The 24,157-nt window shown below is 70.5% G+C and carries 29 protein-coding genes and 2 tRNA genes; 16 read left to right on the plus strand and 15 right to left on the minus strand.

Annotated features, from left to right (window positions below; translation table 11 throughout):
• Positions 1-38: 38 nt before the first annotated feature.
• Positions 39-803 carry a class II aldolase/adducin family protein gene (locus ABFX50_RS47910; protein WP_246451860.1) on the minus strand — a complete coding sequence of 255 codons (765 nt, stop codon included), beginning with the start codon at positions 801-803 and terminating at the stop codon, positions 39-41.
• A gap of 160 nt (positions 804-963) precedes the next feature.
• Positions 964-1,036 (minus strand) — tRNA-Ala (locus ABFX50_RS47915).
• A 118-nt stretch (positions 1,037-1,154) separates the two neighbouring features.
• On the opposite strand from ABFX50_RS47915, the gene rpmG reads away from it, so the two are divergent.
• Entirely contained in the window at positions 1,155-1,319 is a 165-nt protein-coding gene (gene rpmG / locus ABFX50_RS47920) for a 50S ribosomal protein L33 (RefSeq protein WP_183647285.1), read from the plus strand.
• Positions 1,316-1,561, plus strand: coding sequence for a type B 50S ribosomal protein L31 (locus ABFX50_RS47925; RefSeq protein WP_346124248.1), 246 nt, complete (start codon positions 1,316-1,318; stop codon positions 1,559-1,561). The genes rpmG and ABFX50_RS47925 overlap by 4 nt, the downstream gene beginning before the upstream one ends.
• Positions 1,562-1,642: 81 nt before the next feature.
• On the opposite strand, the gene ABFX50_RS47930 is transcribed toward ABFX50_RS47925, so the two are convergent.
• On the minus strand, positions 1,643-3,109 hold the full coding sequence (locus ABFX50_RS47930) for a vWA domain-containing protein (RefSeq protein WP_346157322.1): 1,467 nt from the start codon (positions 3,107-3,109) through the stop codon (positions 1,643-1,645).
• A 196-nt stretch (positions 3,110-3,305) separates the two neighbouring features.
• Here ABFX50_RS47930 and ABFX50_RS47935 point away from each other — a divergent pair, with 196 nt between their 5' ends.
• The 5 genes from ABFX50_RS47935 (at position 3,306) to ABFX50_RS47955 (ending at position 8,319) form a co-directional block, all read left to right on the plus strand.
• Positions 3,306-4,979, plus strand: a complete 1,674-nt coding sequence (locus tag ABFX50_RS47935; RefSeq protein ID WP_346157324.1) for an asparagine synthase-related protein — start codon at positions 3,306-3,308, stop codon at positions 4,977-4,979.
• Positions 4,980-5,086: 107 nt separating this feature from the next.
• Positions 5,087-6,040 carry a helix-turn-helix domain-containing protein gene (locus ABFX50_RS47940; RefSeq protein ID WP_428834736.1) on the plus strand — a complete coding sequence of 318 codons (954 nt, stop codon included), beginning with the start codon at positions 5,087-5,089 and terminating at the stop codon, positions 6,038-6,040.
• A 126-nt stretch (positions 6,041-6,166) separates the two neighbouring features.
• Positions 6,167-6,919, plus strand: coding sequence for a YndJ family protein (locus ABFX50_RS47945; protein ID WP_346157331.1), 753 nt, complete (start codon positions 6,167-6,169; stop codon positions 6,917-6,919).
• A 7-nt stretch (positions 6,920-6,926) separates the two neighbouring features.
• The gene (locus ABFX50_RS47950; protein WP_346157334.1) at positions 6,927-7,433 is read left to right on the plus strand and encodes a DUF1990 domain-containing protein; all 507 of its coding nucleotides are present in this window, start codon (positions 6,927-6,929) and stop codon (positions 7,431-7,433) included.
• A gap of 97 nt (positions 7,434-7,530) precedes the next feature.
• Complete coding sequence (locus ABFX50_RS47955) at positions 7,531-8,319, plus strand: alpha/beta hydrolase (RefSeq protein ID WP_346157336.1); 789 nt, start codon at positions 7,531-7,533, stop codon at positions 8,317-8,319.
• On the opposite strand, the gene ABFX50_RS47960 is transcribed toward ABFX50_RS47955, so the two are convergent.
• Both ABFX50_RS47960 and ABFX50_RS47965 read right to left on the minus strand, forming a co-directional pair.
• On the minus strand, positions 8,307-8,699 hold the full coding sequence (locus ABFX50_RS47960; protein ID WP_346157339.1) for a DUF3224 domain-containing protein: 393 nt from the start codon (positions 8,697-8,699) through the stop codon (positions 8,307-8,309). The two genes, ABFX50_RS47955 and ABFX50_RS47960, sit on opposite strands and share 13 nt — an antisense overlap.
• 35 nt (positions 8,700-8,734) lie before the next feature.
• On the minus strand, positions 8,735-9,121 hold the full coding sequence (locus ABFX50_RS47965) for a hypothetical protein (RefSeq protein ID WP_346157341.1): 387 nt from the start codon (positions 9,119-9,121) through the stop codon (positions 8,735-8,737).
• 261 nt (positions 9,122-9,382) lie between these two features.
• On the opposite strand from ABFX50_RS47965, the gene ABFX50_RS47970 reads away from it, so the two are divergent.
• The 3 genes from ABFX50_RS47970 to ABFX50_RS47980 all read left to right on the plus strand — a co-directional run bounded on the left by ABFX50_RS47970 (position 9,383) and on the right by ABFX50_RS47980 (position 12,111).
• Complete coding sequence (locus tag ABFX50_RS47970; protein WP_346157343.1) at positions 9,383-10,105, plus strand: hypothetical protein; 723 nt, start codon at positions 9,383-9,385, stop codon at positions 10,103-10,105.
• Positions 10,106-10,196: 91 nt separating this feature from the next.
• Positions 10,197-10,892, plus strand: a complete 696-nt coding sequence (locus tag ABFX50_RS47975) for a class I SAM-dependent methyltransferase (protein WP_183647316.1) — start codon at positions 10,197-10,199, stop codon at positions 10,890-10,892.
• Positions 10,893-10,899: 7 nt separating this feature from the next.
• Positions 10,900-12,111 (plus strand): glycosyltransferase, encoded by a 1,212-nt coding sequence (locus ABFX50_RS47980; protein ID WP_346157346.1) that lies wholly within the window; start codon positions 10,900-10,902, stop codon positions 12,109-12,111.
• Between the two features lie 171 nt (positions 12,112-12,282).
• Here ABFX50_RS47980 and ABFX50_RS47985 read toward each other — a convergent pair whose 3' ends face one another.
• Both ABFX50_RS47985 and ABFX50_RS47990 read right to left on the minus strand, forming a co-directional pair.
• Positions 12,283-12,789 (minus strand): tetratricopeptide repeat protein, encoded by a 507-nt coding sequence (locus ABFX50_RS47985; protein WP_346157349.1) that lies wholly within the window; start codon positions 12,787-12,789, stop codon positions 12,283-12,285.
• A 174-nt stretch (positions 12,790-12,963) separates the two neighbouring features.
• Positions 12,964-13,036, minus strand: a tRNA-Ala gene (locus tag ABFX50_RS47990).
• A 69-nt stretch (positions 13,037-13,105) separates the two neighbouring features.
• On the opposite strand from ABFX50_RS47990, the gene ABFX50_RS47995 reads away from it, so the two are divergent.
• Entirely contained in the window at positions 13,106-14,005 is a 900-nt protein-coding gene (locus ABFX50_RS47995) for an RNA polymerase sigma-70 factor (RefSeq protein WP_346157351.1), read from the plus strand.
• Positions 14,006-14,009: 4 nt separating this feature from the next.
• Here the strand turns inward: ABFX50_RS47995 and ABFX50_RS48000 are convergent, their stop codons facing one another.
• Positions 14,010-14,186 carry a hypothetical protein gene (locus ABFX50_RS48000; RefSeq protein ID WP_346157353.1) on the minus strand — a complete coding sequence of 59 codons (177 nt, stop codon included), beginning with the start codon at positions 14,184-14,186 and terminating at the stop codon, positions 14,010-14,012.
• A gap of 99 nt (positions 14,187-14,285) precedes the next feature.
• Positions 14,286-14,942: a DUF8094 domain-containing protein gene (locus ABFX50_RS48005; RefSeq protein WP_346157355.1), complete on the minus strand. Its 657-nt coding sequence runs from the start codon at positions 14,940-14,942 to the stop codon at positions 14,286-14,288.
• Positions 14,943-15,133: 191 nt separating this feature from the next.
• On the opposite strand from ABFX50_RS48005, the gene ABFX50_RS48010 reads away from it, so the two are divergent.
• The 5 genes from ABFX50_RS48010 to ABFX50_RS48030 all read left to right on the plus strand — a co-directional run bounded on the left by ABFX50_RS48010 (position 15,134) and on the right by ABFX50_RS48030 (position 19,372).
• A complete protein-coding gene (locus tag ABFX50_RS48010) occupies positions 15,134-16,363 on the plus strand; it encodes a right-handed parallel beta-helix repeat-containing protein (protein ID WP_346157357.1) in 1,230 nt (409 codons plus the stop codon).
• Between the two features lie 86 nt (positions 16,364-16,449).
• On the plus strand, positions 16,450-17,313 hold the full coding sequence (locus tag ABFX50_RS48015) for an SDR family oxidoreductase (protein WP_346157359.1): 864 nt from the start codon (positions 16,450-16,452) through the stop codon (positions 17,311-17,313).
• A gap of 72 nt (positions 17,314-17,385) precedes the next feature.
• Positions 17,386-18,150, plus strand: coding sequence for an N-acetylmuramoyl-L-alanine amidase (locus ABFX50_RS48020; protein ID WP_346157364.1), 765 nt, complete (start codon positions 17,386-17,388; stop codon positions 18,148-18,150).
• 79 nt (positions 18,151-18,229) lie between these two features.
• A complete protein-coding gene (locus ABFX50_RS48025) occupies positions 18,230-18,592 on the plus strand; it encodes a cupin domain-containing protein (RefSeq protein WP_346157366.1) in 363 nt (120 codons plus the stop codon).
• Between the two features lie 171 nt (positions 18,593-18,763).
• Positions 18,764-19,372 carry a hypothetical protein gene (locus ABFX50_RS48030; RefSeq protein ID WP_183647337.1) on the plus strand — a complete coding sequence of 203 codons (609 nt, stop codon included), beginning with the start codon at positions 18,764-18,766 and terminating at the stop codon, positions 19,370-19,372.
• On the opposite strand, the gene ABFX50_RS48035 is transcribed toward ABFX50_RS48030, so the two are convergent.
• The 6 genes from ABFX50_RS48035 to ABFX50_RS48060 all read right to left on the minus strand — a co-directional run bounded on the left by ABFX50_RS48035 (position 19,373) and on the right by ABFX50_RS48060 (position 23,947).
• Positions 19,373-19,801 (minus strand): DNA-binding protein, encoded by a 429-nt coding sequence (locus tag ABFX50_RS48035; RefSeq protein ID WP_346157368.1) that lies wholly within the window; start codon positions 19,799-19,801, stop codon positions 19,373-19,375. It lies immediately after the preceding gene.
• A 57-nt stretch (positions 19,802-19,858) separates the two neighbouring features.
• Complete coding sequence (locus ABFX50_RS48040; protein ID WP_346157370.1) at positions 19,859-20,386, minus strand: Clp protease N-terminal domain-containing protein; 528 nt, start codon at positions 20,384-20,386, stop codon at positions 19,859-19,861.
• 2 nt (positions 20,387-20,388) lie between these two features.
• The gene (locus ABFX50_RS48045) at positions 20,389-20,604 is read right to left on the minus strand and encodes a helix-turn-helix domain-containing protein (RefSeq protein ID WP_346157372.1); all 216 of its coding nucleotides are present in this window, start codon (positions 20,602-20,604) and stop codon (positions 20,389-20,391) included.
• A 77-nt stretch (positions 20,605-20,681) separates the two neighbouring features.
• Positions 20,682-21,854 carry an amidohydrolase gene (locus tag ABFX50_RS48050; RefSeq protein WP_346157374.1) on the minus strand — a complete coding sequence of 391 codons (1,173 nt, stop codon included), beginning with the start codon at positions 21,852-21,854 and terminating at the stop codon, positions 20,682-20,684.
• An 18-nt stretch (positions 21,855-21,872) separates the two neighbouring features.
• Positions 21,873-22,703, minus strand: coding sequence for an alanyl-tRNA editing protein (locus ABFX50_RS48055; protein ID WP_346157375.1), 831 nt, complete (start codon positions 22,701-22,703; stop codon positions 21,873-21,875).
• Positions 22,700-23,947 (minus strand): CynX/NimT family MFS transporter, encoded by a 1,248-nt coding sequence (locus ABFX50_RS48060; protein WP_346157377.1) that lies wholly within the window; start codon positions 23,945-23,947, stop codon positions 22,700-22,702. The genes ABFX50_RS48055 and ABFX50_RS48060 overlap by 4 nt, the downstream gene beginning before the upstream one ends.
• Between the last annotated feature and the right edge of the window lie 210 nt (positions 23,948-24,157).

Raw genomic sequence — 24,157 nt, forward strand, 5'->3', positions numbered from 1 at the left:
TCACTCGGGAAACGCGGCGGGGAGGGCCCGAGGAAGACTCACTCGAACAGGTCGGGCTGCTCGCGGATGATCTGGTCGTGGAGCGGCTGGTAGTTGATCCACCCCACCAGGTCGTTGCCGATCTGCTGGTGGGTGAGCTCGGCGTTCTCGTGGGAGATCGGCACCACCTGCCCCGCCGCCTTGGCCACCAGCTGGACCTGCGCCGACCGCTCCATGGTGATGAACCACCACGCCGCCGCGTCCACCGTGGCCCCGACCGTCAGCAGGCCATGGTTGCGCAGCACGACGGCCTTGTGGGAGCCGAGCGCCGCGGCGATCCTCTTGCCCTCCTCGAGGTCGGTCACCACGCCCGTGTAGTCGTCGAACAGGCCGTTGTCCTGGTAGAAGGCGCACGCGTCCTGGGTGATCGGCTCGATGGTCTGACCGAGCGCCGACAGCGCCCTGCCGTACACCGAGTGGCTGTGGGCCGCGGCGACCACCTCGGGCCTGGCCTGGTGGACCTGGGAGTGGATCGCGAACGCGGCCTCGTTGACGTGGTAGCGGCCCTCGACCACCTTGCCCTCGTGGTTGACGAGGATGAGATCGCTGACCCTGACGTGCTTGAAGGACATGCCGAACGGGTTGACCCAGAAGTGGTCGCTCAGCTCGGGGTCGCGGGCGGTGATGTGTCCCGCCACCCCCTCCTCGAACCCGAACCTGCCGAAGATGCGAAGCGCCGCTGTGAGCCGTTCCTTGCGGTGGCGCCGCTCCTCCTCCACGGTCTCGAAGGTGGGAGGAAGACGAAAGATCAGATTCTCGGACATAACAATATTCTGTAAGCAGACCACCATCGGCCGCCAGACCGCGGCCGGAATAGAAAAAGGCCGGTGAGAGTTTCACCGGCCATGTCAGTCGCGATGGAGCTGAGGAGACTCGGGCTTCTGGCCCGCTCCCTGCCATCGACGCCGCTGCGTTACCAAACGGTGGAGCTAAGGAGACTCGAACTCCTGACCCCCTCCATGCCATGGAGGTGCGCTACCAACTGCGCTATAGCCCCTTTGCGCTCTCGGCGCGGAGCCAGTCTATAGGACTTCAGCAGTACTCGGTGACGGGGAATGAACGCCGCCCGACCATGGTTACAATGAAAACCGTTTTCAACCGCAAGGAGGCGTCAGATGGCCAGGAACGATCAGCGGCCGGTGATCAAGCTTCGATCCACTGCGGGAACGGGTTACACCTACGCGACCACCAAGAGCCGCAGGAACGACCCCGACCGGCTCGAAGTGCGCAAGTACGACCCCATCATCCGTCAGCACGTCACCTTCAGGGAGGAACGATGAAGAAGGGCATTCACCCCGAGTACCGTCCGGTGGTCTTCAGGGACGCGAGCGCCGACTACGCCTTCCTGACCAGGTCGACCGCCGTGAGCGCCAAGACCGTCGAGTGGACCGACGGGAACACCTACCCCGTCGTCGACGTGGACGTCTCCTCGGCCAGCCACCCGTTCTACACCGGGCGCGGCCGCGTGATCGACACCGCGGGCCGGGTCGAGAAGTTCAAGCAGAGGTACGGCAAGAGCTGACCCTGGCGGCACACCGCGCGCACGCCGACGCCGGGCGGGAGCACTCCCGCCCGGCGTCGGCGCGTTGAAAGGCCCGGGCCGTCACCCGATGGAAGCCGCCTTGGTGATCAGCCCGGCCAGCTCGCTCACCGCGGCGTCCTCGGTGGCCGAGGCGAGCCTGGTGGCGTGCGCTCCCAGCTCTCGGAGGCCGAGCCCGAACGCCTCCCTGTCGCGCAGGTGGAGCGCGAAGGCGGCGGCCACGACGTCCACCTGGAGCCGCGAGGACGTGCCCTCCCACAGCGCGTCGCCGAGGTCTGCCGACTTCACCGACGCGCTCGCCTCCGCGGGCGTGCGCGTGTCGGGCTCCTGCCAGCGCACGGTGGCCGAGGCGAGCTGGCCCGACGCTCCCGGGCGCAGCTTCACCGCATAGAGCGCGGTCACCGAGTGCCCAGGACCCACCTCTCCGCCGTCGCGCGCGTCGTCGCGGAAGTCCTCGGTGGCCATGGCGCGGTTTTCGTAGCCGATGAGGCGGTAGCTCTCCACCGCCGAGGGGTTGAAGACGACCTGCGCCTTGGCGTCGCGGGCGCGCAGTTCGAGGGTGGCGGGCAGGCGCTCGACGAAGACCTGACGGGCCTGCTCGACCGTGCTGACGTAGACGGCCGCGCCGTCGCCGTTGTCGGCCAGCTGCTCCATGAGCTCGTCGCCGTAGTCCCTGCCGACGCCGACCGACAGGAGCGTGATCTGCCTGCCCGCGTGCTCCTTGACCCTGTCGAGGATGGCCTGCCACGCGGTGCTGCCCGTGTTGGCCAGGCCGTCCGACAGCAGGATGACGCGGTTGGTGGCGGCGGGACGGAAGGCGCGCGCCGCCTCCTGGTAGCCGGTGACGAGCCCGTCCTCCAGGTTGGTCGAGCCCTCGACGGCGAGCCTGTCGACGGCGGCGTGCAGGTCGGCGCGGGCGGTCAGCGGGGTCATGGAGGCCACCAGCCGCGCCGCGTCGCTGAAGGAGACGATCGAGACCTGGTCGCCGGGGGCGAGCTGGTCGACCAGCGTGTGCAGGGCCTGCTTGACCAGGTCGAGGCGGCCGGGCTCGGCCATGGAGCCCGACACGTCGACCACGAACGTCAGGTTCGCCGGACGCCTGGACGCGGCGTCGGCGGCCCTGGTCTGCAGACCGACCCTGAGGACGGCGGTGTTCCGCTCGGGCATGCGCGCGCCGTCGACGTGGACGGTGAACCCGTCGTCGCCGGGCTGGGCGTAGTCCTGGCGGAAGGAGTTGACGAACTCCTCAGGCCTGACCTGGGCGGGCTCCGGCCATCGTCCCTCCTCGAGGGTACGGCGGGCATAGCCGTAGGAGGCGGTGTCGACGTCGAGCGCGAACGTCGACACCTGCGCCGTCTCGGTGTCGTTCTCCTTGCCCTCCTCCGTGGTCACGGGCGCCGACGAGGCCGAGGGCTTGGACGCGGGAACGGGCGCCGCGCGGTCGTGAGCGTCCGTTCCCGCGCCTCCCGGCCCTCCGCACGCGGCGAGCACCACCAATAGCGCGATCACTACTAAGGGGCGTAATTTCATGGCAACCACCTCCATCGGGTACGACGGGACCGTTGGAGGCAGTGGCCGGGCTCTTGACTCAAGCGAGTACAAACCGTGTTCGAGGCGTGATAGGCATGGGTGCCGTGCGTGTCTATCTGGGTCTGCCGCCAAGGGCCGAGACATTCCCCCGCAGGCTCTGGCCACCGCCCGAGAGGCGATCGAGAGCGCCTTCCCCGTGCCCGCCGAGGTGATCAGGGCCGACGAGTGGCACGGTGGGGGCGTCTCGCTGTTCGGCTGGAGCAACGAGCCCGACGACTCCCGCCTGCCCAGGCTGCTGCACCCCGACGGCGGCAGGATCGTCGGGGTGAACGGCCACCTGGCCGACCCCGCCGACGTGAGCAGGCCGCCTGACGACTCGATCGGCGGCGCCTTCTCCGCGTGGATCGCCCGTGACGGCGAGCTGACCGCGAGCACCGCGATCAACAGGGTCTGCCCCGTCTTCTACGCCGAGACCGCCGACCTGCACATCGTCGGCAGCAGGGCGCTGCTGGTGCATCTGCTCGCCCAGCGCGCCGACAGGATCGACTTCGACGTGCTCGCCCTGCAGACGATGGTCCGTCAGGGCTTCTTCCTGTCCGACGAGACGCCCTACAAGGGGGTGTCGGCGCTGCGCCCCTCCACGACGATCGCGATCCGTGGCGGGAGCCGTACGATCAGCGAGACCCCGCTGCCGGTGGCAGGGCCCGCGCCCGACTCGCCGCGGTCGAAGAGGGCGGCGATCGGGGAGCTGGCCGAGGCGCTGCTGGCCACGGTCGAGCCGCTCAGGAGCGCGCCCGAGCCGGTCAACCTGGCGCTGACGGGCGGGCGCGACACCAGGATCCTGGCGGCGCTGCTGCACGCGGCGAAGGTGCCGTTCAGGGTGACCACCAACGGGCTCGACACCCACCCGGACGTGATCCTGGCCAGGCGGATCGCCGCGGCGCTCAAGGTCGAGCACACCGTGATCGCGCCGCCGCAGACCGCGGCCAAGGACGCGGTGCTGGTCGAGCACCCGCTGGAGCGGGCCTGGGAGACGCTGCGCACCTGCGAGGGCATGACGTCGGCCTACGAGTCGATCGTGGGCTACCTGCCGTACTCGGGAAAGCCCACCATGTCGGGGCAGAGCGGAGAGACGCTGCGCGCGGGCAGCCTCAACCTGCTGCAGACCGACCTCGGTGACAAGGCGCTGCTGCGCAGGATCAACAACACCTTCTACAAGGACGAGAAGCTGTTCACCGCCGAGGCCAACGAGCACGCGCGCGAGTTGGCCAAGCCGTGGCAGGCGCGCGAGAACCGGCTGGAGGCGCTCGACCACATCTACATCTGGTACAAGGTCGGCAGGTGGCAGGCCAGCGCGCGGGCGGGCGCGCTGCGCAGGGGCGACCCGGTCAGGCCGTTCCTCGACAACAGGGTGGCGAGGGCCGCGCTCTCCCTCGACCAGGGCTGGCGCCTGTCCGAAGAGGTGATCTACACCCTGATCCTGCGCTTCGCGCCGCAGCTCAGGGAGGTGCCGATCGAGGGCAAGCCGTGGCGGTTCACCGACGGACTGCAGAAGAGGTGGCCGTGGTCGCACGTGCCGCCGCCGTCGATGCCGACCCAGAAGAGCGGCGGGGGCTGGAGCTGGCGGACCAGCCCGGGCCCCGACCTGACCGCGGTGCTGAGGGAGCAGGTGCTCGGCAGCCTCGACGCCCTCGCGCCGATCGTCAACCCCGACGAGGTGCGGGCGCTGTTCGCCGACCCCGTGGTGAAGAAGCCCGGTACGGCCTGGCACCTCTACACCGTCGCCGCCATGCTCACCGGCCTCTACCCAGGCAAGCAGCCCGAGGGGCTGGAGCAGATCACGGTGTCCAGGCCCGATCCAGGCCGCTGACTGTCAGCACGCGGTCGGGCGCGCAGGCGTCCATGGCGCTCGGCGCGCCGGGTCCCGCACACGCGGCGGATACGATCCGGTTCATACTGGTTCCGCCGCCCTCCCGTCTGCCCACGGTGGCCGCGCTCGCCTTCGACGGCATGTCGCCCTTCGAGCTCGGCTGCGTCGTGGAGATCTTCGGCCTGTCCAGGCCCGAGCTGCGGGTGCCGTGGTACGACCTGAAGGTCTGCGCGGAGGGCGACGAGCCGATGCGGGTCGTCGGAGGGTTCAGCATGCGGGCCGAGCACGGGCTCGACGTGCTCGCCTCGGCCGACACCGTGATCGTGCCGGGCGTGGCGGACGTGCGCGCCCCCGTCTCCCCCGCGCTGGTCGCGGCGCTCAGGCAGGCCTTCGAGAGGAAGGCCAGGATCGTGTCGATCTGCTCGGGGGCCTTCGCCCTCGCGGCGGCCGGCCTGCTCGACGGACGCGAGGCCACGACCCACTGGAAGTACGCCGACCTGCTCCAGCGGCGCTTCCCCGAGATCCGCGTCAACGCCGACGTGCTCTACGTGGACGGCGGGCAGATCCTCACCAGCGCGGGCAGCGCGGCGGGGCTCGACCTGCTGGTCCACCTCGTACGCACCGACCACGGGGCGACCGTCGCCAACGCCGTCGCCAGGCGGCTGGTCATCCCGCCGCATCGCGACGGCGGGCAGGCGCAGTTCATCCAGGCCGCGGTGACGCCGGTCGGCGAGGACGACGCGGTGGCCAGGGCGATGGAGTGGGCGCTGGCCCACCTGAGCGAGCCGATCAGCGTCGCCGATCTGGCGAGGATGGCCCACATGGCGGAGCGCACCTTCGTCAGGCGCTTCAAGGCCCAGACCGGCACCTCCCCGCTGCGGTGGGTGATCTCCCAACGGGTGGCCGCGAGCCTGCCGATGCTGGAGTCGACGGGGGCGCCGGTGGAGGAGATCGGGGCCGCGGTCGGCTTCGAGAGCCCTGTCACCTTCCGCCACCACTTCACCCGCGCGATGCGCACCTCTCCCTCGGCCTACCGGCGCGCCTTCAGCGCCACCCGCTGAGCCCTCTTCCGCCGCCGAGCCCTTCCACCGCCCTGAGCGCCTGGTGCCGCCTTTCGCACCGGGCCGTCTCCTCCCGTGTTCCGCACTGATGTACAGTCGATTTGAACACGTTCAAAAGGAGGCGACGTGACCCCCCTCATCGGCGCGATCGTCACGCTGGGCATGCTGGTCGTCATCCCCATGGGCCTGCGGCTGCTCGGCGTGCGCGCCTGGCCGTTCCTCGCGGGCGCGCTGCCTGGGGCGCTGTCGCTCTGGCTGCCGCGCGGGCCCTTCGCGGTGGCGCTGGCCGTCTGCTACGGCCTGGCCACCCTCTACCTCGCCTTCCACGCCCTTCCCCGGCTGCGCAGGCCCGACCCCGTGCAGCTGGCCGCGGCCACCGCTCTGGCGACCCCCTCGGTCGCCGCGCTCTCGCTGATCGCCGAGCGGGGCGGCTACCACCTGCTCGGCTACACGCCGCACATGCTGGCGCTCACGGTCGCGCACTTCCACTTCGCCGGCTTCGCCGCCGCGCTCGTGGCGGGGCTCGTCGGCAGGCAGGCGCGCTCGGGCGCCGCCGCGCTGACCGTCCCCGCAGGGACGCTGCTGGTGCTGGGCGGCTACTTCGTCGGCGACTGGGCCGAGCTGGCCGGTTCCTTGGTGCTGACGGCGGGCATGTGGTGGGTCGGCTGGCTGGCCTGGCGCAGTTTCCGCGGCGTGTTCCTGCTGACGGGCGCGGTGCTCGTGGCGTCCATGCTGCTGGCACTCTCCTGGGCGGTGGGGCAGGCCACCGGCCTCCCTCACCCCTCGATGGAGCTGATGATCGCCACCCATGGCGTCGGCAACGCGTTCGGTTTCGCCCTCTGCGCCGTCGCCGCGTTGCGGCGGCTCGACCCTTTGTGAGGCGGTCATGGAGTTCACCTATCCCGACGTCGGCGCGACCCTGACGGGCGACCTGCCCGCCGGATACACCCACCTGCGCCACTCGCGCGTGCTGCGCGTCCCCTTCGAGGAGGCCGCCGAGGCGCTGATGACCTGGCAGGTGCAGCATCGTCTCGGCATGCGCCCGCTGCCGTCCGCGCCGCGCGTCGCCCCCGGCGTGAAGGTGACCGTCCACCTGGCCGTTCTGAAGGCGCCCTGCGGGATCGTCTGGGTGATCGAGGAGCAGGACCGCGCCGGCTGGGCGTACGGCACGCTGCCGGGCCACCCCGAGAGCGGGGAGGAGAGCTTCCTGCTCGAACGGCTTCCCGACGGCAGGGCCAAGGTGACCATCACCGTGTTCAGCCGTCCGGGGAGCCTGCTCACGCGTTTGGGCGGGCCGCTGGTCACGCTGACACAGCGCCTCTTCCTACGGCTGTACGCCCGCGCGTTGGACCTTTACGCCAAGCCTGCCAACGACAAGGATCAGATGATGTGACCACCTACCGCGCACTGGAGGAGACCAGGATCGACCCGGTCGTGCCCGCGCGCGCGGCCGTCCTCGGGGTCGCCGTGGCCCGGTTCGTCGGGCCGGCGTGATCAAGGCCACGCTCTCCGTCCTGGCGGTGGCCGCCGTGCTGCTGGCGCTGGTCTGGATCTTCCAGCGCCGGCTGATCTACCTGCCCGACCCGACGCCGCCGCCTCCTGCCGGCGCGGTGCTGCCAGGCGCCCGCGATGTCGCCTTCACCACCTCCGACGGCCTGCGCCTGTCCGCCTGGCACCTCACGGGCGGCGGGCGTGGAGTGACCGTCCTGGTGGCGGGCGGCAACGCGGGCAACCGCCTCCACCGCGGACCGCTGGCCTCGGCCCTGCACCGTGAGGGCTTCGACGTGCTGCTCATGGACTACAGGGGCTACGGCGGCAACCCGGGCTCCCCTTCGGAGGAGGGCCTGCTGCGCGACGCCAGGGCGGCCCGCGCCCTGGTGAAGGGTCCCGTGATCTACTTCGGCGAGAGCCTGGGCGCGGCCGTGGTCACCGCGCTGGCCACCGAGGACCCGCCCGACGCCCTGGTGCTGCGTTCCCCCTTCACCGACCTCGCCGCGGCCGGCCGCCACAACTACCCGTTCCTGCCGGTGGGCCTGCTGCTGTGGGACCGCTTCCCCGTCGCGGCACCACTGGCGTCCGTGCGGGTGCCGACCGCCGTCGTCTACGGCTCCCACGACACAATCGTCCCGGCCGCGCTGAGCCGTACGGTGGCGGCCTCGGCGGCGGGACCCGTGACCGAGGTGGAGGTCGAGGGCGCGGGGCACAACGACAGGGCCCTTCTCGACGGGCCCGAGCTGATCGCCGCCGTGGTGTCCCTCGCCCCTCCTCAGAGCTCGTAGTCGAAGATGTAGGAGTGTGAGCCGTCGGGGGCGACGAGGATCTGCATCCGGCCGCGCAGGCCCGTGAGCCCGCCGGTGCCCGACCCCGGCACGACCGCGCACACGAGGGAGTCCTCCCCCTGGTCGCTGACGGCGTTGTGCTGCAGGACGAACGTGCCCTCGCGGCCGCCCAGCGCGCACGAGACGCGCTCCATCGCCACGTACGAGCGGGAGTCCTCCCTCTCGGAGGACGAGACGATCATCGTGACCGAGCTCGACCCGGCCAGATCGCCCTCGAAGGTCTTGCTCAGCGTGACGAAGGCCAGCGCGGTGCCGTCGGCCACGTCGTAGGGCTCCTGGGGGGTCCAGCCGAAGGTGACGAAGGTTCCTTTTGCGTTCATGGCTCCATCCTCCGCCCCGTACCTGCCATCTTGTGTCAGGTACCGGTGAGCCGTTCCACCACCGGCGCGAACGCCTCCATGTAGCCGGCGTTGATCGAGACGTAGGAGACGCCGAGCCGGTCCCTGCGCTTGCGCAGCGTCTCGGCCATCTCCTCGACCGAGCCGGTCAGGATGCCGGTGCCACGGGGCTCGCCGCCGATCTGCCGCAGCAGCCAGGGCGGCAGGTCCTCGCCGACGGCGGCCAGGTTGGCGTTGATCTCCAGCTGGGGGAACCTGTCGCCGGCCAGCTCGTAGAGCTCGTCCAGCTTGGCGGCCAACTGGTCCTCGCTCGCCTGGACGGGCATGGCGAGCGTGACGATGTCGGCCTTCCGCGCGGCAAGGCGGAGCGCCCGTGGCCCCGCGGCGGCGACGAGGATCGGCACCCCGCGTGTCGGGAACCAGCAGCGTGGCGTAGCCGAGCCGCTCGGCGTGGCGCGCCAGGGCCGTCCAGCCCTCGTCGCCTGGCGCGTTCCCCGCGACGACGCCGAATCTGAAGGGGCGTGTGGTCATGCGTCCACGATCTACCGGCGGTCGCGGGCCTGGCGTCACCCTGGGGTTGCTGGTGCGGGTACTCCTGTGGGAGGAGCCGGGTGCCTCCACGATCGACGCTGCGGTATCCCGAAGGATCGGCATAATGACCGACCATGTATGATATCGCGGCCTTCGCGGCGTCGATCGCTCCGGTGATCGACGCCGTGCACATCGACGTCCACGCCGTCGGACGCCAGGCGGGGGTGGAGTACGTGCGGCGCTCGGGGCTGCGGCCCGGCTTCCTCATCGACCAGCGGTACGTGCTCCCGCTGCGCCCGCTGACCAGGGCGGGTCTCGCCGCCGTCTACAGGTACGGCACGGCCGCCGAACGCGACGCCGAGGTGGCCGACCACCTCTCTCAGGGAACGCTGCGCGAGGACGGGCACGGCGGGCTCCACGCGACGCCGGTCACGCTGGCCTTCGTCGAGGGGCTGTACACGCTGCACGAGCAGGCCACCGCGAAGCTGTGGAGCGGCCGTGACGAGCTGGTCGGGGAGGTCGGCGAGCTGGTCGGGCGGCTGCTGGAGACGGCGGAACGGGTGGGAGGCGGGGCGCTGGAGGCGATGGCGCCGCCGTACGAGCCTGAGGGGGTCTCGGCAGGGGTCGCGCTGTTCAACAGGCTCGCCGCCTTCCGCTATCACCGGGCCGACGCGCACGCGGCGGCCTGGCAGGCGGAGGGGCTGTCCGCGCGGGAGATCTCCCTGCTGCGCGAGGGGCCGGTGTGGGAGAGGGTCGAGCGGGAGACCAACCGGCGGGCGGCCGAGCCGTACGCGCTGCTGGGTCAGGACGACAGGCGGCGGCTGATGGACGGACTTCTCACGCTGTCGAGGTCCTGAGCCGCGCCCCCTGGCCTGCGCCGCGCCGAGCCGTCAGGATGCTCCTGGACACGGACGAGGTTCCGTCGGGACAGTCGCACCAGGGAGAGCCATGGACGCCACCGAGATCCAGCGCGCGGTCGAGTTGGAGGACCGCCACTGGTGGTACCGGGAGCGGCGCGCCATCCTCGCCCGCGAGCTGCGCCGCATCGGCCGTCCCGGGCGCGCCCTCGACGTCGGCGCGGCGGGCGGCGGCAACACCAGGGTCTTCAGGCGCTACGGCTGGAGCGCCCTGGCCGCCGACTACTCCGACACCGCCGTCGCCTACGCCAGGCAGCGCGGGCTCGAGGCCATCAAGGCCGACCTGCGCTGCCTGCCCCTGGACGACGCGGAGTTCGACCTGGTCACCGCGCTCGACGTGCTCGAGCACATCGACGACGACAAGGCGGCGGCGGCCGAGATCGCCAGAGTGCTCAAGCCAGGCGGCACCGCCTTCGTCGCCGTGCCGTGCGACATGCGGCTGTGGTCGGCGCACGACGTGGCGCTCGGCCATCACCGCCGCTACACCCGCGAGGAGCTCCGGCTGCTGATCGAGGGCGCGGGGCTGGTGATCGAGCGGCTGTGGAGCTGGAACGTCCTGCTCAGGCCGGTGGCCGCGATCCGCAGGCGCAAGGCGACCGGCTGTGACCTGGAGGAGCTGCCAGGCCCTGTGAACCTGGCGCTGTCGGCCGTCGTGATGGCCGAGCGCTTCCTTCCCGTCTCGTCTCTGCCGGGCGTGTCGCTGATGGCGCGCGCCCGGCGCCGATGAGGCGACCGTGACCGCCGCCGTCGAGGGGGTCCCCTTCGTCCCCGACAGCGCCACCAGGACCGTCACCGTCGACATCATCATCCCCGTGCTGAACGAGGAGCGCGCGCTGCCCGGGTGCGTGGAGACGGTGCACCGCTTCCTCAGGGAGTCCTTCCCGCTGCCGTGGCGGATCACCGTCGTCGACAACGGCAGCACGGACCGCACGTGGGAGCTGGCCACCGACCTCTCGCGCCGCCTGGACGGCGTGGCCGTCATGCGGCTGGACCAGCGGGGCAAGGGCGCGGCGGTGAAGGCCGGCTGGACGGCGAGCGGCGCCGACGTGGTCGCCTTCATGGACGTGGACCTGTCCACGGGGCTGCACGCGCTGCTCCCGATGGTCATGGCGGTGGCCTCGGGCCACTGCGAGGTGGCCATCGGCAGCAGGCTGCTCGGCGGCGCGCGCATCAGGCGCAGCTTCCGCAGGGAGGTCATCTCCAGGGCCTACAACAGCCTCCTCAGGGTGGGGTTCAGGGCCGGGTTCACCGACTCCGCCTGCGGGTTCAAGGCGGCGAGGGCGGAGGTGATCCGCCCGATCCTCGCCAGGGTCGCCGACGACGAGTGGTTCTTCGACACCGAGATGCTGCTGATCGCCGAGCACAACGGCGCACGGGTGCGCGAGGTGGCGGTGGACTGGGTGGAGGACACCGACTCCAAGGTCGATCTCTGGCGGACCGCCCTGAGCGACCTGCGCGGACTGGTCAGGGTGTCGAGGGCGATCTCCTCAGGCGCGGCCACGGTGGAGATCCCGCAGGTGCCCGGGCTCGCGCCCGCGCGTCCCTGGCCCTCGGCGGACGGGCCGAGGGCCGAGGGCCTGCGCAAGGTGGTCACGTTCGGGCTGGTGGGGCTCGCCTCCACCGTGGTGCATGCCGGCCTCTACCTGCTGCTGCGCGCCGGCATGGGGGCCGAGGCGGCCAACCTCTTCGCGCTGGCGGCCACCGCGGTCGTCAACACCGAGGCGAACAGGCGATGGACGTTCAACAGGGGCGAGGGCAGAAGGGCGGTCGTGCACGCCAGGGCGGGGCTGCTGTTCCTGCTCAACTTCGCCGTCACCACCGCCGCGGTCGTGGTCGTGGGCGCGGGTGTCCGCTGGCTGGAGGGGCTGGCGCTGGTGGGGGCGTCGATCGGGGTGACGGTGATCCGTTTCACCCTGCTCGACCGCTGGGTCTTCCGCTCCCGCTGACCTCCCTCGCCGGTCGGCTCAGCCCCCCGGCAGCCGCTCACACACGCCCTGGCGCCGCCGTCGAAGAGCCTCGCGGCCACCCCACCTCCCTCCGCGAGTAGGCCACCGACCATTGCGATCGGTGGAGCCAACTTGATCTCGACCGGTGATCCACGGTCGCATGACAGAGCGTTAGAGGTCGAGGAGTCGCAGGGCCGCTTGACTGCTCGCGATCAGCTCGGGGTCGCCTTTCGCCATACGCAAAGCCAGGGCCTCATGCAGCACCTCGCGCGCCTCCTGTCTGCGACCCAGGTCAATGAGGGTCCTGCCGAGATGCTGGAGCGCGAAGGACACCATCTCGGGTACCTCCTTCCTGGCCAGATCGACCATCTCGCGGCAGAGAGTCTCCGAGGCCGCCATGTCGCCTGAGTAGCGGTAGGCGTCGGCCAGATTGATCGACGCCGCGATCCTCCTGCCGCTCGTGTCCGCCAGATCGAGCGCACGGTTGAGGTGATCGATGGCGTCGCCGTGCTCGCCCAGAAGCAGCAGTCCCACCCCGAGCGCCCGCATCGTGGTGTAGTCGGCGGGGTCCTGCGCGCGGGCCGAGTTGACGAGCGTGGTGAGCCGATCGCGGTCGCCGGGGACCATCCGTTGCCGCTCGTCGTAGGCGATGAGCTGGTTGATTTCCTGGAAGAGCACAGCCGAACAGTAGGGTGCCCGTTCGTGGGGGGCAACGGCGAGCCAAGGAGCAGGAGGGTTCGATCGCCCCGCTCCTGCACGTCACCAGGGCCGGAAAACACAAGAGCGGCGGTGTCATCAATGACACCGCCGCCACAAGCACTTCGGCCGCTACTCGTGTTCGAGTGCCGCCAGTGGAGCTAAGGAGACTCGAACTCCTGACCCCCTCCATGCCATGGAGGTGCGCTACCAGCTGCGCTATAGCCCCGTGCAACGTTGGTTAGTGTAGCCGAATCCGCCGCTCACCACGAATCGAAGCATGTGCCACTCTCGGGGCATGACTACGGAGATTTTCCATGAGCACCGGGGCCTGCTGGTGGGTGTCGCCTACCGGATTCTCGGCAGCGCCGCCGACGCCGAGGACGTGGCGCAGGAGGCCTGGCTGCGCTGGTCGGGGGTCGAGCACGAGAGCGTCGCCGACCCCAAGGCGTACCTCATCAGGGTCACCTCCCGCCTGGCGATCGACCGGTTGCGGTGGGCGCAGTCCCGGCGGGAGTCGTACGTGGGCCCGTGGTTGCCCGAGCCGATCGTCACGACGCCCGACGTGGCCGAGCGCGCCGAGCTCTCCGACTCGGTGGAGCTGGCGCTGCTGGTGGTGCTGGAGAGGCTGTCGCCGCTCGAGCGGGCGGTGTTCGTGCTGCGTGAGGCGTTCGACCTGCCGTTCTCCGAGATCGCCGAGGTGATCGGCAGGTCGGAGGCGGCCACCAGGCAGTTGGCCAGGCGCGCCAGGGAGCACGTGCAGGAGGGCCGGCCCAGGTTCGACGCCGACAGGGTGCGGCGCAGGGAGATCACCGAACGGTTCATCAACGCCGCGACGAGCGGGGATCTCGAGGGGCTCATGGCGCTGCTGTCCGACGGCGTGACGCTGGTCGGGGACGGCGGCGGCAAGGCCAGGGCGCCCCTCAGGGTGCTGGTGGGCCAGGCGAAGGTCGGCCGCTTCCTCACCTCGGCCGCCTCGCCGAGCGACATCCACAAGTTCATGGGCTCGATCGGTGTGGAGGAGTACGCCGAGCTGACCTTCGAGGTGGCCTCCGTCAACGGCGGGCCCGCAGCCGTGATCAGCACCGCGGGCCGGGTGGTGACGGTGATCTCGCTGGTGGTCGTGGACGGCAGGATCGACACGATCTACCTCATCGCCAATCCGGAGAAGATGGCCCATCTCCATCCGGCGTCCTGAGCGGCTAGGCGTACCAGTCGCCGGCGATCTCCTGGATCGACTTGCTGCCGCCCCGCACGTACGCGCCCAGGGTCAGAACCTGCGTGATCGACTGCGGGTCGTTGAGGAGGCTGAAGACGTAGAAGGAGCCGCCGTCCCTGGTGCGGAAGCCGTACGGGCGGGCGAAGGAGTCGTAGCCCATGTACATGCCCTTGGAGACCCGAGCGAAGGCGCGGCGGCTGTAGTTGTCCTTGGCCAGCCGGTAGCCGCTCCTGCCCGCCTTCTCGTTGGTGGAGTAGTTTCAGAAGGTCCTGTACTCCTGCGCGATGGTCGTGCCCGTGCCGATCGGGGCGGCGGTGACGTAGCCGTCGGCGTCCAGCTTCGGCGCGGGTATCCGCTGGCCGTAGTGCAGCGGGGTCTTGGCGGCCAGCTTGAAGGACTCGCCCTTCAGCCGCGAGAAGGCCAGGATGTGCGCGCGGTCCTGGCCCTGGTAGGTGGCGTGGAGGAGGAACCACTCGACGCCCTCGGGCTGCTCGCTCGGCACGTAGTAGGTCTGCCTGCCGGTCAGCCTGATCGGCTTGCGGGCCTTGTTCTTCTGGCCGTCCTCCACGTGGCCCTTGTCGATCACGATCTCGTGCCGCATACCGTCGGCGAACAGCGTGTCCCTCTTGTCGTCGTCGTCCCACCAGTCGCGGTCCTTGACGGTCTTGTTGTGCTCGGCCAGCCAGCCGGCCGCGGCCTGCCTGGCCTCCTGGACGGTCAGCCGGGCGGGCGAGGGAGTGGGGCTCGGCGCGGGAGTGGAGGACGCGGGAGATGGCGAGGACGGCGACGAAGGCGAGGCCGAGGGCGCGGGAGAGGTGGAGGCCGGCGCGGCGGCCCGCTGGGCGACGATGCTCGGCACGACCGTGCACCCGGCGAGGCTCACGGTCAGGACGGCGGCGAGCGACGCCTTGCGCATGTGCCCGATCCCCTTCGCAAAACTACGACAAATGACAACGAAGGACACCGTACCGGACCATTTACCGGGTTCCACGCGGTACCGGCCTCGTGGCGTGCCAGGCTGATCATCACGGGGGCACGCGGGACACGGGGATCCTGCTGCGGTTCGCGCCCCCCTGTCATCTGACTCGGACATGAACGGGGCATCACATGCCGCAGTTAAGAAGCCGTCTCGTCGTGGGCGCGGCCGCCCTGGCGGTGGCGGCCACCGGCGTCACGATCCTCATGCCCATGGGGACGGCCGCGGCCGCCAGGGTGGAGGCCACCTGCGCCAACACGCTCGACGACGCGAAGACGCTCCAGGCCGCGATCGACTCCTCCAAGGACGGGGACGAGATCGTCGTCAAGGGCCCCTGCCTGGTCAACGCGACGATCAGCCTGCCTGGCCGCCGCACCTTCCGCGGCGACTCCAAGGCGGGGACGGTCATCAAGCAGGCCGACGGCGCCAACCTGCCCGCCCTGCTGGCCTCCGAGGGGTGGGTCAAGAACTTCGACACGAGCGACGACACGCTCCGCGTCGAGCGCCTCACCATCGACGGCAACCGCGACGCCAACACCGGCACCGTCGCCCTGATGCTGCGTTCGTGGAACGCCAGGATCTACGACATCGACGTGTACGGCGCGCCGTCCGACGGCATCCGCATCAGCAACCCGTCGAAGGACGGCGTCATGCTGCGCAACACGATGGTGAACAGCGTCATCAGCGACGTCTACATCGCGGGCGCGGTGGAGGCCGGCCTCAGGGTGGTCGACCCCGGCAACTCCGTCACCGACTGGACCTTCCAGCGCTCGTGGATCGGCTTCAGCGGCACGCACGCCATCCAGAGCGACAACGCCGCGGGGTGGACCTTCAGCGACCTCCACCTGTACGCGACGCCCAAGCACGCCATCGACGCCCACCGCTGCTTCGGCACCTCGATCCACAACAACTACATCGAGGACTTCGGCGCGGAGAGCAAGGCGAAGGAGACCTACTACGGCATCCGTTGCGACCTGCAGGGCGAGGCCAACACCACCATCACCGCCAACAGGATCCACAAGTTCCTGCCGCCGCCGAACGGGCTGCAGGAGCTGACCAAGGCGTGGAAGCTGAGGGCGGCGCCGCCCGAGCGCAGGCGCGACACCGCCGCCGGGCCGCTTCCCGCCGACGTCGACTTCGTCTACCTGGCCCTGGACGGCGTCAACTACGGCACGGGGCACGCCGCGGTGACGGGCAACACCATCCTCGGGCACGGCACGAAGCGGGAGACGGGGCTGCTGTTCACCAAGGGCGACGGCGAGGGCCAGGCGATGTCCGTCGTCTCCACCGCCAACCTCGTCGACAACGTCGGCACCCCTCGCAGGATCGGCCCAGGTGTGAGGCTGCGCAGGAGCTACTGACCCGGCTGCACCCGGCGCCGACCCCCTGTCGAACACATGGGGATTCCATGCCGTTAGGCCGACCCCGTGCTGGGCACGCGCAGGTCATGCCAGAAGAAGCGAATGCCACACCACCCGCGCAGAGCCAGCCGTACCCGGGAAAGAGCGGGGAGATGTCGCCCGAGCCGCGCGACGAGATGCGCGGCTACGAGGGCAGGGGCCTGCTGCGCGACAAGAGAACGCTGATCACAGGAGGCGACTCGGGGATCGGGCGCGCCGTCGCCGTCGCGTTCGCGAAGGAGGGGGCCGACGTCGCGATCGCCTACCTCAGCGAGCACGAGGACGCCAACCACACCAGGAAGCTGGTGGAGGCCGAGGGGCGGCGGTGCGTGCTGCTGCCAGGCGACCTGCAGGACGCCGACCACTGCGTCGCGGTTGTCGAGCAGGCGGTGGCCGAGCTCGGCGGCCTCGACGTCGTGGTGAACAACGTGGCCTACCAGGCGCCTGTCGACTCGCTCGAGGAGCTGACCGACGAGCAGTGGGAGCGCACGTTCGCGGTGAACATCCACAGCTACTTCCGCGTCACCAAGGCGGCGCTGCCGCACCTGCGCGAGGGCAGCGCGATCATCAACACCTCCTCCATCAACGGCCTGCGCGGCAACAAGACGCTGATCGACTACGCCGCGACCAAGGGCGCCATCAACGCCTTCACCTACTCCATGGCGCAGAACCTCGTCGAGAAGGGCATCAGGGTCAACGCGGTCGCTCCGGGGCCGGTCTGGACGCCGCTGATCCCTGCGACCATGCCGCAGGAGAGGGTGGAGTCCTTCGGCCAGCAGGCCCCGATGAAGCGGGCGGCCGACCCGGACGAGATCGCGCCCTCGTACGTCTTCTTCGCCGCCGACCGGCTGTCGTCGTACTACACCGGCGAGATCCTGGCCCCCGTCGGCGGCGAGACCCTGCCCGGCTGACGGGGCGGGATCTACGCAATCGAGAGGCCCGTCAGACCAGAACGCGCAGGTCAAGCCGGTACGGTACGAATCATGCGCGCCGACAAAGCGGTGACGCTCGCCGCACTGGTGGCGCTGTCCACCGCGTGCGGCGGCGCGCCCACTTCCGCACAACAGCATCACGCGCCCGCCCCGCCGCTGGCGGGGAAGGTGGTCGCGATCGACCCCGGCCACAACGGGGGCAACGCCTCGCACCCCGAAGTGATCAACAAGCTCGTCGACATCATCACCCAGCGCAAGCCGTGCAACACCACGGGGACGCAGACCCGCGCCGGGTACACCGAGCACGCGTTCACCTGGGACGTCGCCCGCAGGCTCACGCCGATATTGGAGAAGATGGGCGCCAAGGTGGTGCTGACCAGGCCCGACGACAAGGGCGTGGGACCGTGCATCACCGAGAGGGCGGCCACCGCCAACAAGGCGGAGGCGGACGCGGTGGTGTCGGTGCACGCCGACGGCGCGGGCGCCGACGGGCACGGCTTCCACGTGATCCTTCCCGGCCTGGTGCAGGGGCACAACGACGCGATCGTCGATCCGTCGAGACGGCTCGGGCTCGCCGTCCGCGACGCCTACAGGGAGGGCACGGGCCTGCCGTACGCGACCTACATCGGCAAGGAGGGTCTCGACACCCGCACCGATCTGGGCGGGCTCAACCTGTCGACCCGTCCGGCCGTGTTCGTCGAGTGCGGCAACATGGGCAACGCCGGCGACGCCGCCAAGCTGTCCGATCCCGCCTTCCGCGAGCGCATCGCCGCCTCTCTCGCGGCCGGGGTCGGCAAGTATCTCGGCGGTCGCTGAACCCGGCGTTCTCCCAGCTCAGCCTCTTGTTGGGGTCAATACCCGGTGCAAGACTGGAGGCGAAGGAAGGGGGGACGTCATGATCGAGGTCAAGAGCATCGACAAGCCGGACGAGCGCCGCGACTTCCCGAACGGCCACCTGGAGGTGTGCAGCCTCAGCGGCCTGACCTTCGGGGTGGCCACGTTCGAGCCCGGGTGGCGCTGGTCAGAGTCGGTCAAACCCATCGCGGGCACCGACTCGTGCGAGGTGTACCACAACGGCTTCGTCGTCTCGGGCAGGATGCGCATCAGGATGAACGACGGCGCCGAGGCCGAGGTGGGCCCGGGTGACATCTTCGTCTGCCAGCCAGGCCACGACGCCTGGGTGGTCGGTGACGAGCAGGCCGTGATCTACGACTTCGCGGGCGGCGCCGCCGACTATGCCAGGTCGCAGGCCGAATAGCGGCCGGCCGCGCCCGTCTGCGGCTCGGCCCTCACCTCCGCGCCGGGCCGCCCGAACGGCCGGCGACGTTTGCCATTGCTTGTCCTACCTGTGGATCTCCGCAGCTCGACCCCATGGGGACGTCCCCGTAGCCTCGAATCACCGGGAGCGACGAGGGGGGAGGACGTCATCATGTTCATCCAGGTCATGCGAGCAGGCGCCACTGACGTGAGCGGGTTGCGTGCCGCGCTGGAGCGATGGGTCGAGGAGCTGTCCGGCGGCGCGACGGGGTGGCTCGGCACCACCGCGGGCGTCACCGACGACGGGACGTTCGTCAACCTGGCCCGCTTCGAGTCCGAGCAGGCCGCGCGGGCCAACAGCGAGCGGCCCGAGCAGGGCGAGTGGTGGAGCGAGACCTCGAAGCTGCTCAGCGGCGAGGTCGTCTTCCACGACTGCCCCGAGGTGCTGCCGTTCCTGGGCGGAGGGTCGGACGACGCCGGGTTCGTGCAGGTCATCGAGGGCAGAGTGCGAGACGTGCAGCGGATGCGCGAGCTCAACGACCTTTACGAGTCGCAGTTCACCGACTTCCGCTCCGACGTCCTCGGCGGCGTCGCGGCGCTGTGGGGCGAGGGCTCCTTCACCCAGGCGATCTACTTCACCTCCGAGGAGTCGGCCAGGGAGGGCGAGCGCAGGCAGCCGCCGCCCGAGCTCAAGGCGCTCTTCGAGGAGGAGATGTCGCTGTACGAGGGCGAGCTGGTCTACTACGACCTCCGCGACCCCTGGCTGCTCTCCGCCCGCTGATCAGGGCGTGTCCGCACCCGGTTCGACGGCCAGGCGGCTGGTCAGCCTCTCGTAGCGCTGCCTGGCGGCCTGGGGGGTGCCGAGGCCGAGCCCGAAGGCGATGTCCTGCCAGGTGAGGCCGCGCCCTCGGGCCATCAGAAGGAGCGCCGACTCCAGCTGGTCCATCTCGGCGCGCGCCGACGGAATGAGGGTGAGGGCGGCGACGATGTCGGCGTCGTCCACCCTCTCCTCGGCCTGCTCGTGCTGCGCGCCGCCGCCCGCGAGCAGCGACACGAGCCTGACCGCCTCGTGCGGGCCGAGGATGTCGGCGTGCGCCTGACGGGAACGCTGGGCCTCGGTGGCGGCATGCCGCTCGGTGATGCGCAGGAGCGAGGCGTACTCACGATGCGCCCGCATCCGGCCGGGGTCGGGAGGTGTGAAGGGATCCATGCGCCCAGCATGTCGCTGACACCGATCGTTGTCAACGTTTCGATGTGAACAACTTGTTCATTTTGAGGTGGCGCGGCGGACGGGGATCCCGGCCACCCGCACGAGTTCGCGCACGTCGGCGCCCGCCTCGCGCAGGATGGCGGCGCTGCCGTTGGCGGCGTCGGCGAGCAGGCCCCACAGCAGCCGCTCCCCCGTCACGGGACCCGGCTTCCACAGGGCGACCTCGATCGCCTTCCTGGCGTGCATCTGCAGCGGGAGGACGCCCATGGGTCCTGACAGCGTCACCCGCAGGAAGGCGACCCTCGAGCGCTCCAGCCGCCACAGGCGCGGGTCGTCGAGGCCGTGGCGGGTGCGCCGGCGTACCTCCTCGACGTCGATGCCGATCGCGGCGAGCAGTTCACGGGTGCGGCCGGTGTCGATGTGCGGCCGCAGCGCCGCCGGGTCGGGCAGGTGGGGCATCGGGTGCTCCTCGGCCAGCCCGAGCAGCAGCAGGTCGGTGGCGAGCGAGGTGCGGCCCGCGTTCATCGTCAGGATGCCCGCGCGCATCACCGCGCGGCGGGCGGGGTCGGTGAATCTGTCGAACATGGTTACCTCCCGGTCCTGCGGGCGTGCTTGCGGTGCGCGGACTGCCGCCTGACGCCCAGCGCGTCGGCGATCTGCTCCCACGACCAGCCCTGGTCCCGTGCGTTGGTGACGTGTACGGCCTCGAGCTCCTCCAGCAGGCCGCGAAGCGCCGCCACCGCGGCCAGCCCCACTCCCGGATCCCGGTCTGCCGCCGCCTCGGCCAGCTCGGTGACTTTCATGCCTGTCAGCATGAGCTGACAAGCGGGTGCTTGTCAACACATGCTGACGACCATTGTGCCGAGGGTCCCGGTCGCGGTCAGACGAGGGAGCCTTCGCGGGCGACGACACGGCCCGCCTTGAGCACCAGCGAGCGGACAGGGCGCACGCACACCGCCTCGGCGGCGTTGCGGGCGTCGATGACCACCAGGTCGGCGACGTCGCCCACCGCCAGGCCGTAGTCGGCCAGGCCCGTGACGCGGGCGCCGCCGTAGGTCGCCGCGTGGAGCGCGAGCTCGATGTCCTCGTCGAGAGGGCCGGTCTGCTGCGCCTGGAGCAGCGCGCGGTCGAGCATGCACCCCGTGCCGTAGGGGCTCCACAGGTCGCGCACGCCGTCGTTGCCCAGCGTCATCGCCACGCCCGCGGCGGCGAGCTCCTTCAGCGGCATCGCGCGGCCGGGAGGCGCGATGGAGGCGATGGCGATACCCGCCTCCGCCAGCCCTTCCAGCAGCTCGGCCCGTACGGCAGGCGCGGCGTCACTGAGCGCAAAGCCATGACTCACGGTGACCTTGCCCCGCAGCCCCAGGACCCTGGTGCGCTCGATGATGAGGCGGTACTGCCACTCGCCGAGCGACCCACGGTCGTGCAGGTGGATGTCGACGCCGACGCCGTACCTCTCGGCCAGCCCGAACACGATGTCGAGGTGCTTGACCGCGTCGTTCTCGAGCCCCGCGGGGTCGAGGCCGCCGATCAGGTCGACGCCCTGCCTGAGCGCCTCCTCCAGCAGCTTGTCGGCGCCGGGGGCGATGAGCAGGCCCGCCTGGGGGAAGGCGACCAGCTGGCCGGTGACGCGCCCCTCGTGCCGCGCGAACGCCTCACGGACGGCGTCCACCGCGTCGAGGCCCATGACCGTGTCGACGTCCACGTGGGTGCGCACGTGCGTGGTGCCGAGGGTGATCATGTTCTCCAGAAGCGCGGAGATGTAGTCGGCGCTGGGGATGCCGAACTCGGGACGGCGCTCCTGCCCTCCCCGGATCTTGCCCATGAGGCCGGGCGCGGAGGCGTGCGAGGCCCACGGCCCACCCCACATCGTCTTGTCGATGTGGGCGTGGCCGTCGACGAGTCCGGGGATGACCAGCTTGCCGCCCAGCTCCTCCACCTCGCCGGACTGGAGTCCGTGGCCGATCTCCGCGATGCGGCCCGACCTGATCAACACGTCGGCGGGTCCCGTGCCCCAGAGATTGGCGTCGCGAAGCAGCAGCTCAGTCATCATGCACCTAATGGTATACCGCTATTTGCCCACGGCGGTGTGCATGGTGAGCTGGGAGCCATCCTCCGAGAGCGTGAGCGTCACGCTCATCGCGCCGAGCCGCGAGGTGCGCTCCACGTGCGTGCCGCCGCACGGGATCGACACCTCGCCGTCGGGCAGCGCGCAGTGCCAGGTGCGGCGGGCGGTCAGCTCGGGCCCTGGCACGTCGATCCACACCGGCGCGTCGGCCGCGACCCACGCCTTGAGCACCTCGTTGACCCGTCCCGCGACGTCGCCGAGGTCGAGGCCCTCAGCGGAGAAGCCCTTCTTGCGCAGCGATTTGCCGAGCCGGTACTCGTCGACACTCGCGTGGGGCGTGATGCGGGAACTGGTGATGGCGCTCTGGTCGAAGTCGGGATGGCCGAGGGCGTCGGTCCTGACCTCCTTGCGCCAGCGGTCGGCCAGCGCGGCGTTGAGCGCCAGCGCCGCCAGGTGGCAGCCGGTGTGCCCGGCCGACAGCGACTGCCGGTAGGCCTCGTCGACGGCCAGCTCGACGGTCGCGCCGGTCTCGAGCGGCGCGTCGGTCACGTGGACGACGAGCCAGTCCCAGCCCTCGTCTCCGCGCCTGGCGGGGATGTCCTGGCCGAGGAGGATCTCGCCCTCGGCCGACCGCGCGCCGGTCACGCAGTCGACGACGGCGAGCCCGCCGATCGTGCCACGATCGGCGGGCTGGTCGGGCCAGGTGTGGTCGAGCGGATGGAACGGCGTCTCAGCCGTGACGAGGCCGTGCCGTACCCCCAGCGGCACGGACCCGACGATCTCCGAACGGCCGTTGACCTGGCCTTCTGGGAAAGTGACAACAGTGGATCTCACACTGCTATCTTCTCAGGACCTTCCACCTGTGCCTGCGAGCCCTCGTCCTCGAGGTAGCGGTTGCCGCCGGCGTACCAGCCGGTGAACAGCTGCACACCGATGACGGCGAGCATCATCACGTACGGCACGTCCCAGCCGCCCGTCGTCTCGTACAGCACGCCGACCAGCAGCGGCCCCGCGCCCGCGATCAGGTAGCCGACGCTCTGGCCGAAGGCCGAGAGCGCGGCGGTGGTGGCGGCGGTGCGGGTGCGCAGCGCCAGCATGGTGAGCGCGAGCGGGAAGGAGCCCATGCCCACGCCGACGAACAGCACCCAGACCCACGCGGTGGTGGACGGCGCGAACCACAGGCCGAGGAAGCCGACCACGTAGAAGGCCACCAGCCCTGCCACCACGGGGCGCTGGTCGCGAAAGCGGGTGGCCAGCGAGGGCAGCACCAGTGAGACGGGGATGCTCAGCGCGGTGAAGACGCCGAGGATCACGCCGGCCTGGCTCGTGGTGTAGCCGCCGTCGGTGAGGATCTTGGCGAGCCAGCCGAACATGATGTAGGCGATCATCGACTGGGTGCCGAAGTAGACGGCCACCGCCCACGCCAGCTTGCTGCGCACCAGGGTGCGCGGCGTGGCCTCGGACCTGCTGTTGTCCCGCTCCGGCTCACTGCGCAGAAGCGCAAGCCACGGAATGGCGGCGACTGCCGCGAGAGCCGCCCAGACCCCGAGCGCGATGTGCCAGTTGCCGTCGGCGGCGCGCTCGATGGGGACGGTGGCGGAGGCGGCCAGCATGGTGCCCACGGCGAGCGCCGTGGTGTAGACGGTGGTCATGACCCCGGCCCTGGCGGGGAAGTGCCGCTTGATCAGGGTCGGGATGAGCACGTTGCCGACGGCGCCGCCGGACAGCGCGACGGCGCTGCTCAGCAGGAACACGGGGGCGGAGTTGACCGACGCCCTGATCACCAGGCCGGCGCCGAGCGTGACCAGCGCCAGGAGCAGGAGGCGATGCTCACCGAGGCGGCGGGCCAGGCTCGGGGTGATGGCGCCGACCGTCGCGAAGGCCAGGACGGGTAGGGTGGTGAGGAGTCCGGTGCCCACATTCGACATGCCGAGACCGGCCGACAGCTGGTCGAGCAGGGGCCCGACGCTGGTGACCGCGGTCCGCAGGTTGAGCGCCGCCAGGATGATTCCCAGCACGAGGAGCCAGGCCAACGAGCCGCTTCTGCCGCCTCTGGTCTCTTGGGTGAGCACGCTCATGCCGGACCGAATCCTCCAGTCGTGGAATCATGGGATGACTTGATGAGTCACCAGCCTAACAGGAGTGAAACACCTGTTTATTCCTGGGGACACGAAGAAGCCCCCGTCCCTGACCTCCCTTCTAGCGGTCGTCGCAACACCCCGGCCTGGGGAGTGCGATGGAAGAGTTCGAGATCCGCAAGATCCGAACGCCGCAGGGGCGGAAGAAGC

Source organism: Nonomuraea recticatena (assembly GCF_039533245.1).
Taxonomy (GTDB): Bacteria; Actinomycetota; Actinomycetes; order Streptosporangiales; family Streptosporangiaceae; genus Nonomuraea; species Nonomuraea roseola.

What these genes read in the sequence shown, in the direction of transcription:
- ABFX50_RS47910 (WP_246451860.1), bottom strand. Translation starts at nt 803, where the DNA reads ATGTCCGAGAATCTGATCTTTCGTCTTCCTCCCACCTTCGAGACCGTG.
- rpmG (WP_183647285.1), top strand. Translation starts at nt 1,155, where the DNA reads ATGGCCAGGAACGATCAGCGGCCGGTGATCAAGCTTCGATCCACTGCG.
- ABFX50_RS47925 (WP_346124248.1), top strand. Translation starts at nt 1,316, where the DNA reads ATGAAGAAGGGCATTCACCCCGAGTACCGTCCGGTGGTCTTCAGGGAC.
- ABFX50_RS47930 (WP_346157322.1), bottom strand. Translation starts at nt 3,109, where the DNA reads ATGAAATTACGCCCCTTAGTAGTGATCGCGCTATTGGTGGTGCTCGCC.
- ABFX50_RS47950 (WP_346157334.1), top strand. Translation starts at nt 6,927, where the DNA reads ATGGAGTTCACCTATCCCGACGTCGGCGCGACCCTGACGGGCGACCTG.
- ABFX50_RS47960 (WP_346157339.1), bottom strand. Translation starts at nt 8,699, where the DNA reads ATGAACGCAAAAGGAACCTTCGTCACCTTCGGCTGGACCCCCCAGGAG.
- ABFX50_RS47970 (WP_346157343.1), top strand. Translation starts at nt 9,383, where the DNA reads ATGTATGATATCGCGGCCTTCGCGGCGTCGATCGCTCCGGTGATCGAC.
- ABFX50_RS47975 (WP_183647316.1), top strand. Translation starts at nt 10,197, where the DNA reads ATGGACGCCACCGAGATCCAGCGCGCGGTCGAGTTGGAGGACCGCCAC.
- ABFX50_RS47995 (WP_346157351.1), top strand. Translation starts at nt 13,106, where the DNA reads ATGACTACGGAGATTTTCCATGAGCACCGGGGCCTGCTGGTGGGTGTC.
- ABFX50_RS48000 (WP_346157353.1), bottom strand. Translation starts at nt 14,186, where the DNA reads ATGGGCTACGACTCCTTCGCCCGCCCGTACGGCTTCCGCACCAGGGAC.
- ABFX50_RS48005 (WP_346157355.1), bottom strand. Translation starts at nt 14,942, where the DNA reads ATGCGCAAGGCGTCGCTCGCCGCCGTCCTGACCGTGAGCCTCGCCGGG.
- ABFX50_RS48010 (WP_346157357.1), top strand. Translation starts at nt 15,134, where the DNA reads ATGCCGCAGTTAAGAAGCCGTCTCGTCGTGGGCGCGGCCGCCCTGGCG.
- ABFX50_RS48015 (WP_346157359.1), top strand. Translation starts at nt 16,450, where the DNA reads ATGCCAGAAGAAGCGAATGCCACACCACCCGCGCAGAGCCAGCCGTAC.
- ABFX50_RS48020 (WP_346157364.1), top strand. Translation starts at nt 17,386, where the DNA reads ATGCGCGCCGACAAAGCGGTGACGCTCGCCGCACTGGTGGCGCTGTCC.
- ABFX50_RS48025 (WP_346157366.1), top strand. Translation starts at nt 18,230, where the DNA reads ATGATCGAGGTCAAGAGCATCGACAAGCCGGACGAGCGCCGCGACTTC.
- ABFX50_RS48030 (WP_183647337.1), top strand. Translation starts at nt 18,764, where the DNA reads ATGTTCATCCAGGTCATGCGAGCAGGCGCCACTGACGTGAGCGGGTTG.
- ABFX50_RS48035 (WP_346157368.1), bottom strand. Translation starts at nt 19,801, where the DNA reads ATGGATCCCTTCACACCTCCCGACCCCGGCCGGATGCGGGCGCATCGT.
- ABFX50_RS48040 (WP_346157370.1), bottom strand. Translation starts at nt 20,386, where the DNA reads ATGTTCGACAGATTCACCGACCCCGCCCGCCGCGCGGTGATGCGCGCG.
- ABFX50_RS48045 (WP_346157372.1), bottom strand. Translation starts at nt 20,604, where the DNA reads ATGAAAGTCACCGAGCTGGCCGAGGCGGCGGCAGACCGGGATCCGGGA.
- ABFX50_RS48050 (WP_346157374.1), bottom strand. Translation starts at nt 21,854, where the DNA reads ATGATGACTGAGCTGCTGCTTCGCGACGCCAATCTCTGGGGCACGGGA.
- ABFX50_RS48060 (WP_346157377.1), bottom strand. Translation starts at nt 23,947, where the DNA reads ATGAGCGTGCTCACCCAAGAGACCAGAGGCGGCAGAAGCGGCTCGTTG.